The organism is Taibaiella soli, assembly GCF_003236175.1.
Classification (GTDB): domain Bacteria; phylum Bacteroidota; class Bacteroidia; order Chitinophagales; family Chitinophagaceae; genus QKTW01.
The window spans coordinates 44,179-60,789 of the sequence record NZ_QKTW01000017.1 but is presented as its reverse complement, the minus strand read 5'-3'; the positions used below and the strand labels follow the sequence as shown (position 1 = coordinate 60,789).

At 43.7% G+C, this 16,611-nt stretch carries 14 protein-coding genes; 11 read left to right on the top strand and 3 right to left on the bottom strand.

The window, feature by feature from the left end:
• Positions 1–135: 135 nt before the first annotated feature.
• Positions 136–543 carry a hypothetical protein gene (locus tag DN068_RS11765; protein ID WP_123985323.1) on the bottom strand — a complete coding sequence of 136 codons (408 nt, stop codon included), beginning with the start codon at positions 541–543 and terminating at the stop codon, positions 136–138.
• 474 nt (positions 544–1,017) lie between these two features.
• On the opposite strand from DN068_RS11765, the gene DN068_RS11760 reads away from it, so the two are divergent.
• From DN068_RS11760 to DN068_RS11725, 9 genes are all read left to right on the top strand, one after another.
• Entirely contained in the window at positions 1,018–1,533 is a 516-nt protein-coding gene (locus DN068_RS11760) for a hypothetical protein (protein WP_123985322.1), read from the top strand.
• 84 nt (positions 1,534–1,617) lie between these two features.
• Positions 1,618–3,945 (top strand): TonB-dependent receptor, encoded by a 2,328-nt coding sequence (locus DN068_RS11755; protein WP_110999123.1) that lies wholly within the window; start codon positions 1,618–1,620, stop codon positions 3,943–3,945.
• Between the two features lie 60 nt (positions 3,946–4,005).
• Entirely contained in the window at positions 4,006–4,956 is a 951-nt protein-coding gene (locus DN068_RS11750) for a T9SS type A sorting domain-containing protein (RefSeq protein WP_110999122.1), read from the top strand.
• Between the two features lie 121 nt (positions 4,957–5,077).
• Positions 5,078–5,956, top strand: coding sequence for a heme/hemin ABC transporter substrate-binding protein (locus tag DN068_RS11745; protein WP_110999121.1), 879 nt, complete (start codon positions 5,078–5,080; stop codon positions 5,954–5,956).
• Positions 5,931–6,974: a FecCD family ABC transporter permease gene (locus tag DN068_RS11740; RefSeq protein ID WP_110999120.1), complete on the top strand. Its 1,044-nt coding sequence runs from the start codon at positions 5,931–5,933 to the stop codon at positions 6,972–6,974. The genes DN068_RS11745 and DN068_RS11740 overlap by 26 nt, the downstream gene beginning before the upstream one ends.
• Before the next feature lie 2 nt (positions 6,975–6,976).
• Positions 6,977–7,744, top strand: coding sequence for a heme ABC transporter ATP-binding protein (locus DN068_RS11735; protein ID WP_110999119.1), 768 nt, complete (start codon positions 6,977–6,979; stop codon positions 7,742–7,744).
• A gap of 338 nt (positions 7,745–8,082) precedes the next feature.
• Positions 8,083–8,211, top strand: a complete 129-nt coding sequence (locus DN068_RS22430; RefSeq protein WP_262508850.1) for a hypothetical protein — start codon at positions 8,083–8,085, stop codon at positions 8,209–8,211.
• Between the two features lie 41 nt (positions 8,212–8,252).
• Positions 8,253–9,857, top strand: a complete 1,605-nt coding sequence (locus DN068_RS11730) for a T9SS type A sorting domain-containing protein (RefSeq protein WP_110999118.1) — start codon at positions 8,253–8,255, stop codon at positions 9,855–9,857.
• Positions 9,858–10,041: 184 nt separating this feature from the next.
• Positions 10,042–11,727, top strand: a complete 1,686-nt coding sequence (locus tag DN068_RS11725; protein WP_110999117.1) for an RluA family pseudouridine synthase — start codon at positions 10,042–10,044, stop codon at positions 11,725–11,727.
• Positions 11,728–11,799: 72 nt separating this feature from the next.
• Here the strand turns inward: DN068_RS11725 and DN068_RS11720 are convergent, their stop codons facing one another.
• The gene (locus tag DN068_RS11720; protein ID WP_110999116.1) at positions 11,800–13,350 is read right to left on the bottom strand and encodes an FAD-dependent monooxygenase; all 1,551 of its coding nucleotides are present in this window, start codon (positions 13,348–13,350) and stop codon (positions 11,800–11,802) included.
• Positions 13,351–13,580: 230 nt separating this feature from the next.
• On the opposite strand from DN068_RS11720, the gene DN068_RS11715 reads away from it, so the two are divergent.
• Together DN068_RS11715 and paaI are read left to right on the top strand one after the other, a co-directional pair.
• A complete protein-coding gene (locus DN068_RS11715; RefSeq protein ID WP_110999115.1) occupies positions 13,581–14,924 on the top strand; it encodes a phenylacetate--CoA ligase family protein in 1,344 nt (447 codons plus the stop codon).
• Between the two features lies 1 nt (position 14,925).
• Positions 14,926–15,342 (top strand): hydroxyphenylacetyl-CoA thioesterase PaaI, encoded by a 417-nt coding sequence (gene paaI / locus DN068_RS11710; RefSeq protein ID WP_110999114.1) that lies wholly within the window; start codon positions 14,926–14,928, stop codon positions 15,340–15,342.
• A 109-nt stretch (positions 15,343–15,451) separates the two neighbouring features.
• On the opposite strand, the gene mqnE is transcribed toward paaI, so the two are convergent.
• Positions 15,452–16,609 (bottom strand): aminofutalosine synthase MqnE, encoded by a 1,158-nt coding sequence (mqnE, locus tag DN068_RS11705; protein WP_110999113.1) that lies wholly within the window; start codon positions 16,607–16,609, stop codon positions 15,452–15,454.
• Between the last annotated feature and the right edge of the window lie 2 nt (positions 16,610–16,611).

Below are 16,611 nucleotides of genomic sequence, written 5' to 3'. Positions count from 1 at the left end.
AAAAATGACTGAATGCTTTCGTTTATAAAATACCTTCCAGGTATTGTGCTACTAATCGTATTTGCGGGTAAGACGGTAAAATGAAAAGGTGAGGATTGATAATACTGCTTTCGTTTATCAATTTGACTTCAATAATTATTTCGTTATGTTAGTTTGTTGTGCCTTCCAGATTGCTAATCGCTCGGCCTGCGGACGGATACGCCCGTTATCCTGCACCCATGGCAATACAGATTCCCGCCACATTTGATATCTTTTTACATCCAGGCTCAATTCCATTACGGCTTGTTGTTCTTTTCTTTCACGTCTGGAAAGTTTTTGCTCCGGTTCTTTATTTTTTCCTTCAGCTTCTTCATCTGGTAGTTCGTGATTTGCCCAATAAGTTTTGTAAGCTTTTTCGACTTCAAAAAAATTAGCGCTGGTGTCTTTCATCATGTCAGTCCATACTGGCTTCCGTGATAATTGTTTTTCTGTGTAGCCTTTCTGAGCGAATGAATGCATGCTCAGGCAAGACAGGGCAAATAGCAAACAGTGCTTTTTCTTCATACTAATTCAATAAGAGGTTAACGAATGACGTGATTAAATCACATGTTCCTCGTACCAATTACTATGCCGCTTTACAAAGGGAAAAAACATAGTAAAATAGCATGCATGTGAAAGTCCCTTATGTATATCACTTTTCTTCTTTAAAAAAGTTGATTGGGATAACGAAAGCTTAACGGGAGCGCCTGGCGCGGGGAAAGAGATAGTTACAGAAGCGAATGTCAATCGCCCGATAAGTACTCCCTAAAAAACAGGAGTAATAATTGGCGAAAGTTGTCAATAAATAATTGACGATTGCTATGGCATGTCGTTTTTCGTTGTTTTCTGCCTTAGCGGCGTTATTTACCAACTCTTTTTTTAAAATATACAGCTCTTTATTGTATTGTGAAAAAAAATATTATTAGTTTGACCTGGATGTTTGGCCCGAAATTTGTTGATGACAGGTAAACAAAATATTCCCGATTCCATTTCTGCATTTTGAAGAGAATCATTCCCATATTTCTGATCGTCCTTTTAGGTACCTGTATTGCCGGACCTTATCTGGCATTTAGTGTATTACAACTAAATGCGAGGGAGGTCATGTTTGAGCAGATGGAGAAACATCAGATGTTTCAGGATGTGGAGGTATCAGATCTTTCCGGTAAAACAGTTGTCTGGGAATCGCAAGACAAAGAATTTTTTACTGATGAAGGGAAATATGATGTTGTTTCGGTAAATACGGTAGGAGGCAAAAAATTGTACACCTGTGTACGAGACTATGACGAAGAAGAAAACACCGCCGGTTATGCTAATCTATGGCAGTCAAAAAAAGGAAACCAGGAAAGTGTTTTATTAAAAGTGCTCACGAAATTATTTTCGGTTGTATGCACAATACAAAACTTTAGTTGTACTGTTTTTCTGACGGATGAGATGCGCGTTCATTGCAATGAGTGTCAGCATTCGCTGATAAGTACATTTTTTCGTATCCCCACACCGCCGCCTCAGGTATTGTAGTTTATATACGCCGTATTTTCCGCGAAAGAACTCCTTTTGTGAGCACTCTTTTGCTTTAATAAGACCACATACAATTAATTAGCAATGAAAAAATATCAATTTATACTTATCCCGCTGTTAGCGGCAACAACAGCTTTTGCTCAGAATGGCCATCTCAAGGGCCGCGTTTATGATACCTATACGCAAGTGCCTTTAGCCAATGCAAAAATTTTATCCGGTAATAAAGAAATAGCGAAGACCGATGCGAACGGCGCATTTGATATTGCATACAACCAAAGTCTGGAACTGACCATTGAAGCGCTGAGTTACCAGCCTTATCATGTGACTGTTACGAGCAACGATAAACCGTTGCAGATAAATCTGGCGCCTTCGTCTTACAACCTTAACGAGGTAGCGGTGAGCTCTTCAAAAAAAGCGAATAACCTGAAACAGGCACAGGCGATTGCCATCCTTACTCGCCAGGATTTAACCCGCAATGACGGTATCTTTTTAGAAAATTCGCTGAACCTGATCTCCGGCGTGCGTATGGAAAAGCGCACCGGTGAAGGTGGTCAACGCATCACTATCCGTGGTTATGGCAATGGTTCCAGCTTTAGCGGAACTGGTATTAAAGCCTACCTGAACGGCATTCCGGTAACGGATGCAGAAGGTAATACTATTATGGATGACATCGATTTCTCTACGCTTGGACAAGTGGAAGTGATCAAAGGCCCGGCGTCGAGTTTGTATGGTACCGGTATTGGTGGTGTGCTTAAAATGTATACGCTTAAACCGCAGCAAAGAGGTACTCAGGTAACGCAGGAAACAATGGCTGGCAGTTATGGATTGTTTCGCACCAACACACGTCTGGAAAACAGTACGGACAATGCTTCCATCATGATCAATTATGGTCATCAGAATTATGATAATTACCGGGTTCACAGTGGTTCCAGGAAAGATTTTGTTTCGTTCGTAGGGGATTTTCGTGCCAATGAAAAAGAAACATTTTCAACATTTGCCAGTTATAGTTATTCGAACGATCAGTTGGCCGGCCAATTGGATAGCGCTTCTTTGCAACAGAAATTAAATATCGGCGAGGCGCAGTATCTCGCCAACGATGCGTTTGTTTCTTACGAATCATACAGGGTAGGGATGTCGCACAACTATCTTTTCTCGAATCACATCAATAATGTGACGAGCGGATATGTAAGCGGCTACAAGCAGGGACAGGCCTATGCTACAGGACTCATCAGCAATATGGCGATGAACTATGGTGCGCGCACTGAATTTGGCCTGGATTTCGCCGGTAATAAAATCAGCACGCACGGAATTTTTGGTGGTGAATTTCAAAAAACAAACGCTTTAAAAAATACGTATGGCTTGCGCAATGATAGTTTGCAGGCACAGACGACCGATCTGGAAACATCAACTATGCAGTACAGCATTTTTACACAATGGGATGTAAACCTGCCGTATCAATTCGTATTGACTGCTGGTGCAAGCGCTAATTTTATTGAGTTTGGCATTACAGATCGTTTGGCGAATGCAGGCAATCCAACGCACAAAGATCAGTCGGGATATAAATCATTTGATCCTGTAGTGACGCCGCGTATTGCGTTGCAGCGCAGTTTTGGTAAAAACATTTCGGTGTATGCCAATGTGAGCGGAGGTTATACGCCACCAACTACCGGACAGGTTGTAATTCCGCAAATCGGACAAGTAAATACTGATTTGAAACCGGAAAAAGCGATGATGTATGAAGTCGGCACAAAAGGCAATCTGGCACAAAGCCATTTCTCTTATCAAGTAGCGCTCTTCCACATGGATATTCAGGATAAACTGACGACGCAGGCGCATACTACACCGTCCGGTTCTATTGATTACACCTTTACTACCAACGCGGGTACACAGGTCAACAATGGTCTCGAATTGGATCTCGCCTATACCTTCCAGCAGGATCGTTCGCACGTAATTACGATGGTTCGTCCGTTTGTAAGTTATACGTACAGCGACTTTACCTACAAGAATTTCAAAAGCGATAATAATAACGATAGCAAAACGATCGACTACAGCGGTAATAAAGCAGCAGGCGTTCCGCCGCATTTGTTCAATGCCGGAATTGATTTCGCAACGAAATGGGGCGTTTATCTGACAACTACTTTTCAATACGTAGACAAAGAACCGCTGACTTTCGACAATCAGCATTATGCCAATGCCTATTCATTGCTACAGGCGAAGCTCGGTTACAAACATCAGTTCGGCAAACACTTCATGATGGATGCTTACGCCGGTGCACAAAACCTGACGAACAGTGTTTATTATACATTGGCAGTATTGAATTCAAATTACAGTGGTGCAGCGCCAAAAGTATTTTTACCGGGACCGTATAATAGTACTTTCTACGGTGGTTTGAATATTAGTTATAAGTTTTAAATTTAGGGTGAACAGGCAAGGCGGAGTCCTATCCCGCCTTGCTCCTAAAGCCTTTCTTTTATGCGAAAAACGCTACTCCTTTTCTTGCTTTTGATGGCAGTTACGGTTAAATTCTGTCAGGCACAGATCCGGTATGGAAATCCAATTGATAGTTTCTACGTACAGTTTCAGCCAGATAGCCCGCTTTCGGCACACAGCTCCTGGAGCGCACTGAGTATTGACACCGCAGGGATGAGTGTCTGGCAACTCGGTAATACAGTTAAGCCGTTTTTTTCGGATAGTAGCCAGATATATGGAATGATGACGGACACCCTTCAGCCTTATCCGGTGAATAGTAATGGTTCGTTTGTGGTGAAGTGGAACAGGGTTTTTAATACCATTCTTTCCTTTAGACACAAATACCAAACGACGCCCGGTAAAGATGGTGGCATTGTGGAGTTTTCAACAGATTCCGTTGTCTGGTATAATGTAAGAGGTAATTGTTATGATGCACAGCTCTATCAGGCATTGCTTTTCGATAGCATGTACACGGTTACTGATACGCTGGAAGACGGGGAGCCTGCGTTTTCAGGAACCAGCTCCGGATGGATTACCTCCTATATTCAATTTTTTGACGGACTGCCCGTAAGGGTTACAGGTGCCTGCAATGGCTTACCGCAGCTGCTTTATCTGCGCTTTCGTTTCGTAAGTGACAGTGTTGCGGATAGCCTTGATGGCTGGATAATCAGTCAATTCAAAGTCAGAACTGACTATTATGGTAGCAATGTAAATGATATTAAATACAATGTGCTGCATATTGCGCCAAACCCATCTGCAACGGGCATCTTTATGTTTCCTGCATTAGAGCAGAGTGACAAATTCCGTATCATCATTACAGATGTACAGGGCAGAGTTGTGAAGGACCAGCCATACACCAGCAGACTTGATCTTGGTGCTTATCCATCGGGTGTTTATTTCTACAGGGTAAGCAATGGTACGGTGCAGTATAATGGTAAATTGATACGAGAGTGATTTTGGGGTTAAAGGGTCAATTAGTTAAAGAGTTAAAATGGTAGATGGCGATGAACGTTGCAGCTAGTTAGTTTTAACTCATGAATCCTTTAGCCTAAATTTTAAAAAACAAAAAAACAGAATGAAAAAAATAATTCCTGGTATGCTGGTGCTGGCAGTGCTGGCATCCTGTGGCCGGTTTGGCAATAAAGACAACGGTGATCATAAGGAAAGAATCGTTTGTCTGGCCAAGCAATACAATGAAATCATTTTTGCACTTGGTGCACAAAAAGATATTGTAGCAGTAGATATTTCCAGCACTTATCCTGAGGCAATCAAGACTTTGCCTACAGTGGGATATCATCGTGCATTAAGCGCAGAAGCAATCATTGCCAACAATCCAACGCTCATCATTCACGACAACAACATTGGGCCGGAACATGTGGTAAAACAACTCAATGATCTGAAAATTCCCATGAAGACTTTTCAGGACAGTGTGGTAAATATTGAACGCACCCAATCGCTGATTCGTGAAATGGGTGGTTATTTCCATAAAGAAAAAGAAGCCGATAGCCTGTGTCAGAAGCTTGGGCGTGAAATGGAAACAGCATTGACAGATGCAAAAAGATATACCGACACGCCAAAAGTGCTCATCATTCATTTCGGTCAGGCAATGAATATTTATATGGCACTCACAAAGAAAAGTAATGCTGCGAAAATGATCGAATGGGCGGGCGGCAAAATGCCGGTGGATGGCAATAAAGGCATGCAGCCACTTTCTCCGGAAATGATAGCACAAGCCGATCCTGATGTGATCTTACTTACCGATTTCGGTTATGACCGTTTGGGCTCTGTTGAAAAAGTAAAGGAGCTGCCGGGTATTGCCGGAACCAAAGCTGCGCGCAGTAATCATATTTATAGAGTAGAGGAGCACGACATGATTTACCTTGGCCCGCGTACCGGTGCCAATGTACTCGCGTTTGAAAAACTGATTCATGACAGCACGCGCATCCGTCCATAGAAAATATAAAGGTGTATACCCTTTGCTGGCGGTAGCATTAGTGCTGGCATTTTTGTGTTCCGTACGATTTGGTGCGGTAGACATTTCATTCGCAGATGTTTTTTCTGGCATCCGGAAGACGTTGTCTGGGCAGGATGACCTTAGTTTGCCGGAACGTATTCTGATACAGATAAGATTGCCGCGGGCTATACTGTGTGTGCTTGTGGGCGCAGGCCTTGCGGTCGGTGGCACTTTGATGCAGGCATTATTTCGTAACCCGATTGTAGAACCCGGCCTTACCGGTACTTCCAGTGGTGCGGCGTTTGGTGCCGCCTTGTATTTTGTATTGGGCGCCGCTTTTCATTTTAATGCAGGTGAATGGCTCTTGCCGTTTGCCGCATTTGCCGGTGCTATGTTGTCTACCACAATGGTATTTCAGTTATCGCGAAAAACGAATGCAGACCGTAGTGCAATTGTCGCGCTATTACTCACGGGTATTGCCGTCAATGCGTTGTTCTTTAGCGGCGTTGGCTTTTTATCCTACATCGCCCGCGATCCGCAGGCTCGCTCTATTACGTTCTGGAATCTGGGGACACTTAGTGGCGCCAATTGGCATTCCGTCATCATTGTTCTTATCACTACGTTAATTTGCGTTGTTGGTTCGCTGCGTTACACACAATCGTTAAATGCGCTGATTCTCGGAACCGAGCAGGCGGAGTTATTGGGCGTGAATGTCAAAAAACTAAAGCGAAATATTCTAGTGCTCAATGTACTGATGATCGCTACGGCCACGGCTTTTACAGGTGTGATCAGCTTTGTGGGGCTTATTGTGCCGCATCTGCTGCGCCTTTGGAAAGGTGCCGACAATCGTTATCTTATCATTGGCAGTAGTTTGCTCGGCGGCATTTTACTTACAATTACAGACCTGGCTTCGCGCTTACTTTTAAGACCCGCTGAAATTCCGATTGGTATTGTAACAGCATTGATCGGTGTGCCCGTTTTTCTCATCTTACTGAACCGGAAAAATTATTATTTCTGATTATGATTCATGTAACGGATATCGGTTTTAAGATAGAAGACAAAATTTTGTTGGATCATATCGATGCATCGTTTGCACCGGGCAAATTCAATTTGATTATTGGGCCGAATGGTGCGGGTAAATCAACGCTGATCAAAATCATGAGTGGTGCGTTGATGCCTACGCACGGCGTGGTTCATTATGGTCAAACAAATCTCAAATCATATAGTCAGCAGGAGTTGGCCAGGCACAGAGCTGTATTATCGCAGCATATCGAATGCTCTTTTCCGCTGCAGGTTTGGGAAGTAGTGCTTATGGGCCGCTATCCGCATTTTACGGGAAAGCCAACCACAAAAGATCTGACGATTTGCCAGGACGCGATGGATTATTTTGAAATAACGGATTTCGCGGAGCGCAATTATGAATCATTAAGCGGCGGAGAAAAACAGCGTGTACAATTTGCCAAAGTGATGGCACAGATCTGGGAGAAAGGAAAACCGCGTTATTTGTTTTTAGACGAACCCCTCACTTTCCTCGATGTGCATTATCAATACCGTTTTATGGAAATGGTGCGCGAGCTGCTTTCTGATGATGAACTGACTGTCGTAGGTGTTGTACACGATCTAAATCTGGCTGCGAAATATGGTGATCAACTTGTCTTAATGCTGAATGGGCAAATTGCTGCGAGCGGCGAAACCGCTAATGTACTCACACCAGAGAATATCGAGGCAGCTTACAAAATAAAGGCAACAGTAGTGTATCATAATAACGCACCATATCTGTTGTTTTAAAGTCTGCCGGCAATAGCAAACGGAATCCATCAATATTCCATACAGCAACCAACCAATAAAGCATTAGATCTTCAAGCTGTTGGTATTCTAAAATTTTTTTTCAAAGAAATGATCGTTCAAGCGCTTCTTCTCACGCTGCTTTTGAACGATATTGTTTTGTCTTTTTGGGTATATAAACAGGTGTAAATGAATTATTTATTTGTGTGTTAATAAATAGATTACTTCTTTTGCGTCTGATTAAACTAATGAGATACCGCTGATCCCCGATCTGATCTTAGCTCGTCCCCCCGTACGCTTTTTCATTTTCCGAAACCTAAGAGAAATCCGCAATACAGCAAATGCAGCTCAGTAAACTGCAGAAGCTATTGGATAGCAAACAGGATGTAGGTACGATAGAAAATCTCACAAGGTTGCTACTGTTTTATGCACTCGCTGTTGCGGCAAACCACAGCAGTAGCAATCTTTAAATGAAAGGACAAACAAGAACAGCTTTTGCTGAAGCAATATTATGCAGATAAAACATTTTGTCGTTTGGATCATCATGCTGGCAGGCATAGGGTCTGTGTCGGTTGTAAATGCTCAATGGACCGAAATGCCCGAAGCTCCGGTGGGAGCGTACGCGCAGTATTTCAAATACTACAATAGTGCAGCAAATCAGGCTGCTTATATTTCGGACGCCAGCAAAGCAGTTGTGGGCATATATCAGATGGGAAGCTATTATCCATTTTTTGATGGTCTTTTCATGATTCCCTTGCCCGTGCCAGTACCCGGAAATGCAACAGGCACATTTATTCAAACATTCAGAGATGACAATAAAGTGTGTTTTTGTTCCGCAGGACATGTGTTCAGAGGACAAAATGTGCAAGTGGGACAAAAAGTAGCGTTCGATGCTTATCTTAAATATTACGGCAAACCTTCCGTTGTAGATGCTCGGTACAACAGTCTACAGTCTGGATATAAGACAAGTTTCAACGCCGAAGTGGTAGCTGATGTTGTGCCCGATGCAATTTTGCTGCTCGTGGACAAAGATGCTATTACAAGCACGAGTTTTGCGATGCAAGGATATGAATTTGACGCAGTTCTTGATGGCAATGACCGATATTTTTCCCTCGGACATCCATACAAGATGCCTCAGCGTCAGGCAGACGGGATGGTTTATAATGCGGCTCGTTCGGCGCCTTACACCGACTATACTTTCTGGACAGATCTTTCCGGTAATGCAAATAATATCGGGCAAGGATATTCGGGTGCGCCGGTGATCCGGCAAGATGCAAACAATCCTGCGCTCATCGGCATTTTGTCGCAAGCAGGTGATCCTTCTGAAGTCCCATCTTCGGATTTGGTGTATACCGATTTTCAAAATGGAAGATGGCCGCCGAGGTATTCACAGAAAGTAAAGGCGATTAAGATAGATGCGTTGAAAGATGCTATTATGCAGCATTGCTGGAAAAATCGCTCTCGTGAATCGCTGTTAACTAGCGGTGATTATAAAAGGACAGTAACAGTAAATAATCAATCGGTTGTTGCGAAATTTCAAACACCGTTAATTATAACAGGAAATGCGGGACTCGCTGCAGCAGCGGATCCTGTTTACACTGCCAATAATCCGGGTTGGTCATTGCTCAGCGGATCTACTGTTAGCTTTTCTGGTTTTGATTTGATTCCCGGACCTAATAATTTAAAAACTTTGGTACTGGCGAAAGAGATTAATTTACAGAGCACTTTTTCTTTTACAGCTACTGAAGGTCAAGAGCTTTTTTTAAACGCTGTGACGATCGAGGCAACCGCTCCTGCAAGCCGATTGTCGGCATCAGCAGGAAAGATTGATACCGCGACAAATTCGATTGTGAGCTCATCTGAGCAAGTCCTTGTATATCCCAATCCTTCTTACACGGGCATTTTTACAATCGAGTTACAAGGACTCTGGACGGATCCCGGTTATGATTTACGCGTGTTTGCAGCAGACGGAAAATTGATACACAGAATGCAATGTCAGGGCAAAATCAATAAAGTAGATATCAGTAACGCAGCAAGTGGAACCTATTGGGTTGTACTTAAAGATGCGCAAGGGAAACAGTTGTGGAGCGGTTCCCTGATTTGCCAACACAATTAAGACTAACTAAAAATAATAAGTTAGCTTATATCCAGTTGGTCGTTTACTAAACCATTGAATGTTTTGCACTGATTTTCTGTGTTTGTGCAAATGGGTATGCTTTGATAAGACGGTCAGCGGACGATAAATCGACCCACCTGTCTGCCTATTACCGTAACTTTACAGCCTAAAGACGCGATAGAGCTTGAGAGTCAACGATCCCAGATTTTTTTATTTTCCGGACAGTGTAATAAATGAAATAGCCCTGCCAGGGCAATTTACTTTCCCATTTTATTATGAACCACATCCGCTGGCGGTCATCGCTGCGGATGCGCTGGTGCATTATCTCGAAACACAAACAGATCTCGATCATAATTTCGGTCTTACACCGGAGCGGGAAGATATGGTTATCGGAAAAATGTTTGGCGTTTTAGTGGTGCTTGATAAAGGGGGGAAACCCGGCTATTTGTGGGCTTTTTCCGGTAAGCTTGCTGGCACGAATGATCATCCCTCGTTTGTTCCACCGGTGTTCGATATGCTGGTAGAAAACAGTTTCTTTCTCAAAGAACAGGAAATCATTAATTCGATCAACACGAAGATTGAAGAAATAGAAAATAGCAAAGAATATTTGCGTCTGAAATCTGATTTATTGCAATTTTCGAGCCGGTCTGCTTCGGAAATTACAGAAATGAAAAAGCAGCTTAAGGAAAATAAAGAGCTCCGTGCAAAACTTCGCGAAGAAGCTAATGCAACAACAACACCGGCGGAATATGAACTGATTGAAACCGATCTGATCAAACAAAGTCTGCACGATAAGCATAGATTAAAAGTGCTGACAGACCAGTGGAAGCAAGTGTTGACAGAAAACAGCGCCAATCTTACAGCATTTGAAAATCAGATTGAGGCATTAAAAAACGAACGGAAAGAAAGATCTGCTACTTTACAAGAACAACTTTTCGAGCAATATGTTTTTTTGAATAAGGACGGTAAAAACAAAAGCCTGAAGGATATTTTCAGTCAGACTGCTTTTGGAAAACCGCCGTCTGCGGCCGGAGAATGTGCAACGCCCAAATTGCTGCAATATGCGTTTGCTAACGGTTACAAACCGCTTGCTATGGCCGAATTCTGGTGGGGCGCTTCGCCCAAATCCGAGGTAAGAAAACACAAACAGTTTTATCCTGCTTGTACGGGCAAATGCAAGCCCATTTTAGCGCATATGCTGGAAGGTATTCCTACAGATGAAAATCCTTTCTTACAACCGACGGCGGAAGATATCAATCTCCAGATTGTGTATGAAGATGATTCTTTCGTGGTAGTAAATAAACCGGCAGGATTACGTTCTGTTCCCGGCGTTGATATTGAAGATTCTGTTTACAGCAGGCTTAAACTAAAGTGGGCAGACGTTGAGCCGCTGATTGTACATCGATTAGATATGGGTACTTCCGGACTTCTGGTAGTGGCTAAAACGCCTGCTGCGCACCGTCATTTACAGAAACAATTTTTAAATCGGACCGTAAGCAAACGTTATACAGCGTTGCTTTCTAAAATAATTGAATCTAACGAAGGAGAGATTAATCTTCCGTTGACGGGTGATTTATTTAACCGGCCAAGACAATTGGTTTGTTTCAAGACTGGCAAAAAAAGCATCACCAAATGGAAAGTCGTTGGTAAGACCGAAACAACGACCAGAATTCATTTCTGGCCACTGACCGGCCGTACACATCAGTTGCGCATGCATTCCGCACACGAGCTCGGACTCAATGCGCCAATTCTTGGCGATGATCTGTATGGTACGCCCGACGCACGTTTGCATTTACACGCAGCTTCGCTTTCATTTACACATCCCAAAACAAAAGAACGAATGAGCTTCGAAATGCCAGAGGATTTTTAGCAAAATGCCTTTTCATTTAAACCTGGTTTTCTTTAGTCTTGATTTCTTTGATTCGAAGCAATGGAAAAATCGCTAGGCTGATTTGCGCACAAACCATCGATCTATTGCATCCTTGAGCGTTTCATGCTCAGGATTGTTATCAGCAGCCCACGCTACAATACCATCCGGGCGAATCAATACAATACGCAAACCTAATTCGTCTTTTGCGGCACTCGAAACATACTCGAGGTGATTGTAACGGCTTGCCAATTCTTTCAAAGCAGTATCATTGTCAAAATCGAGCAATATCCCGTTGCCGCCGTGCATGAGCTCGCCAACGGCAGTGTCATTCATCAATTCGAAATTGGGAACACTGTAGCCCGTTAATGGATGGCCGCCACCCAGATCATAATGCATAAACACGCCCCAGACCCGCGCTGCAAAATAAGTGGCCCCATCAGACGTGTTCATAAGGTCACGGACGATCGCGTACATCGCCCTCGCTTCCGGACTTGGTTTCATGATGGAGACCTGTGCCCGCGACCAATCCAGTACTTGCGCACCGACTGGATATCGTTCGTTATAATAACTATCCAGCAGGCCTTCCGGCGCGTTGTTATGAATAGTGGCAGCAAGTTTCCAGCCTAGATTCATTGCGTCGCCCAATCCGAGATTGAGTCCTTGACCGCCTAATGGAGAATGGATGTGTGCTGCATCTCCGGCTAGTAGCACGCGGCCGTTGCGGTAAGCAGTAGCCTGCCGTGCGCGGTCTGTCCACGTGGTGGCTGTGTGCAGTGCGCTGATCGTAACATCTGTATCAGAAATGCGACGCAATACTTCTTGTATATATTCGCGCGTGATGGCTTGTTTGGAATGATGGAAAGCACCACCGTCAAAATCCTGGAGGAGTACGTAGCCTGGCTGCGATTGCATATACATGCCTTTGTCCGTTACGTTTCTGCCTGGTTTTAATTTTTCTGGGTCCGCAATATCGAGCAGGGTAGTATAACCAGTAAATTCAGGCTCCGTGCCGGCAAATTCAAAGCCACCGAGTTTACGCACGATGCTGCGTGCACCATCGCAGCCTACAAGCCATTTGCCTTTAAACATCTGATGATTTGCTTCAACGGTTACAGTATCTTCAGTCTGTTGAAAATTGATAACTGCAAATCCTCGTCTAATAGTCACGCCTAATGCTTCAGCTTTTCGTGTGAAAACTGTTTCCAACTCTTCCATTTCTGAAAGCAGATTGGGAGCCGTAGCACATGGTAAACGATATTTCCAGTCGGATGTATCAATATTGCCTTCTTGAAACGGTATGCCTGCAAAATGTCCAGCCTGGCGCTGCGCACCTTCCTTGGCATGTTGATGTGGATTTTGAACGCGTTTGTGTAATGTTAGTTCACCCAGCATGCCGCGACGATAAATCGCTTCAACGGATGGTGCGGAAAGTCCGCGAATGCCGAAAGGAAGTCTTTTTAATGGAGATGAAGGGTTTTCTGCTTGCTCCAATATAAGCACGGAGCATTTAGCTAAAGCCAGTTCGCATGCAAGGAATAGCCCCACGGGCCCGGCACCGGAAATAATAACATCGTAAACAGGATGATCGTTTATTCGTTGATTGCTTTCGAAGGTTGTGTTCATATAGATAAATTGAAAGCACAAAATTCCGGAATGTATCGATGCCAGGATTGTACAAACGCGACAAATTCAGATGAGGGAACATCTTTTGAATTTTGACTTTTGAATTTTGAGTTAATTATTATTTACTCATTGCCTGTCGTCCCATATATAATGTAATTACAGCTTTGGAATTTCAGAGATCGATTCGTATTTTCTTTTGATAAAAAGCCTAAAAAACGCCAACTTTAGATATGCTTTACAACGCCTCAATGGAAACGATGGCTTTAACAGAGCTACGCAAACTGCAGGATCAGCGGTTGAAAGAACAAGTAGCTTATGTTTACGATCGTGTCCCATTTTACCGACAGCAATTGGATCAGGCTAATATAAATCCCGCCACATTTCAGGGCCTGAAAGAAATACACAAACTTCCGTTTACTTATAAAAAAGCACTGCGCGATAATTATCCTTTCGGATTATTTGCTGTCAAGGAGCAGGAATTGATGCGTCTGCATTGTTCCAGCGGTACTACTGGCAAGCCAACGGTTGTGGGGTATACCAAAGAAGATATTGACATTTTTGCGGAGTCTGTAGCACGTTCCCTTGCAGCTGGCGGTTGTCGGCCAGGAATGAAATTGCAGAACGCCTATGGTTATGGTTTATTTACCGGTGGTCTTGGTCTGCATTATGGCGCCGAAAAGCTGGGGATGACTGTGATTCCGATTTCCGGTGGCGGAACCGATCGTCAGTTGATGCTGCTGCAGGATTTTCAATCGGAAGTAATCAGCTGTACGCCATCTTATGCATTAACGCTGGCCGAGGAATTAAAGAAAAGAGACATTCCTCTTTCTGCGATTAATTTAAAATATGCGGTGCTTGGCGCAGAACCATGGACCGAAACGATTCGTGCACAGGTAGAGAAAGGCTTGGGCGTAAAAGCTGTAAATATCTACGGTCTGAGTGAGGTGATGGGACCGGGGGTATCTATGGAAGATGTAGACGAACAGGGCACCGGCAGTTATATATGGGAAGATCATTTCTTTCCGGAAGTGGTAGACCGGCATACTGGTGAACCTTTACCAGAAGGGGAATTGGGCGTATTGGTGTTTACAACGCTTACTAAAAAAGCGATGCCGGTATTGCGCTATTATACCAACGACATAACGAATATTTACTACGATAAATCGATTAAGCGGACGCATATCAAAATGGGCCCGATTCGTGGTCGCTCAGATGATATGCTGATCATTCGCGGTGTGAATTTATTCCATACACAGATCGAAGAAATCATCAATGAAATCGGTGAACTGAGTGCTTATTATCAGCTGATCGTTACTCGGAAGGGTAGTATGGACGAAGTGGATGTGGTGGTAGAGCTGAGGGATGAAGTGCTGAAAGCGCTGGAAATTTCTGAGATCAACGAAGCGATCATGGAGCAATACGATCTGTTGCGTAACATTAAAGGATATTTCTCTAAAAAAATAAAAGACAATTGTGGTCTAAGCATGCGTGTGACGCTTGCCGTAACCGGAACAATTCCGCGTAGTGAAGGCGGTAAGGTAAGCCATATTGATGACCGCAGACATTTAGCATAACATGACGAAATTAGAACAGATTAAAGAACGGATGCTGGCCGACGATGCTTTCAGCAAATGGCTGGGGATTGAAATTGATGAATATGCAGAAGGTTATTGCAAACTACATTATACGGTGCGTGCCGAGATGTTGAATGGTTTCGGTATTGTGCACGGCGGCGTGGTATTTTCAGCGGCAGACAGTGCTTTCGCGTTTGCATGCAACACGCAGGGCCGCATTAGTGTAGCGCTGGATGTACACGTGAATTTTGTACGCGCTGCGAAAACAGGTGATGTGCTTTTTGTGGAAGCGAAAGAACTCCATGATGGTTATAAAACCGGCGTGTATGATATCATTACCAGAAATGAAGCAGGTGAAATTGTTTCGATTTTTAAAGGAACGGCATATCGCACCAGCAAAGAGGTACTTTCTTCTTAAAAAAACTGGCAAGAGTTAGCGCAGCGCTCTCGTGTCAGATTATTAAAAAAGAACAAAGAAGCCACTGCGTGTTACACGCAGTGGCTTCTTAATAAATATTGATAAGATACTAAGACAGCGATGCCGCTGCAGTACCGTACACTTTAATTTCATTGTACACCGTATCGCGCTCTACCGGAATTTTACCGACAGCTTCAATCATATCACAAAGATCTTCTGTACTCATCGATGGATTTTGTTCTTCAGAACCGGCCATTGAATAAATCTTGGTAGTATCGTCAATTGTGCCGTCCAGGTCATTCACACCAAAAGAAAGCGTCAGCTGTGCTGATTGTCTGCCGAGCATTGGCCAGTAAGCTTTCAGGTTACGGAAGTTGTCCATAAAGATGCGGGAAATCGCATACAGGCGTAAATCTTCAATGATGCTCACTTCTGCAATGTTCGACATATCGTTGTCTTTATTGCGGAATTTAAGCGGAATAAAGCAGTTGAAACCACTAGTTTCATCTTGCAGCGTACGCAGCTTACTCATATGATCAACGCGGTGTTCATACTTTTCAATATGTCCATACAGCATGGTTGCATTCGTATGCATGCCCAACTTGTGCGCCGTACCGTGGATATTCAGCCAGCCTTCGCCGTCTACTTTATCTTCACAGATTACGTTACGTACCTCCGGGTGGAAAATTTCAGCGCCACCGCCTGGCAATGACTGTAAACCCGCCTGGTTCATCATACGCAAACCTTCTTCTACAGATACTTTCGCCTTGCGGAACATATAATCCAGTTCTACTGCGGTAAAACCTTTAATATGCAGCTCTGGACGATGTGCTCTGATTTTGCTGATCAGTTCGCAGAAAAACTCCAGGTTCATCTTCGGATGTACACCGCCAACGATATGGACTTCCGTTACCGGTTGCCCATCATATTTGCGTACGATATCCAGCATTTGTTCCTGACTCATTTCCCAGCCATCGTCGCGATGCTTGTATTGACGGGAATAAGAGCAGAAATTGCAGGTAAACACACAAACATTTGTTGGCTCTATATGGAAATTGCGGTTGAAATAGACCTTGCCGCCGTGCAGACGCTGCGCGATATGATTAGCCAGCGCGCCTACAAAACCGAGTTCGCCTTTTTCAAAAAGCAAAACGCCCTCCTCTTCGGTAAGGCGCTGCTGATGTTGTACTTTTTCTGCTATTGCGAGCAGGTTTTTATCTAAGTTGGACTGTTGTAAAACTTCAGATAAAGTAAGCTGTGTTGTCATTA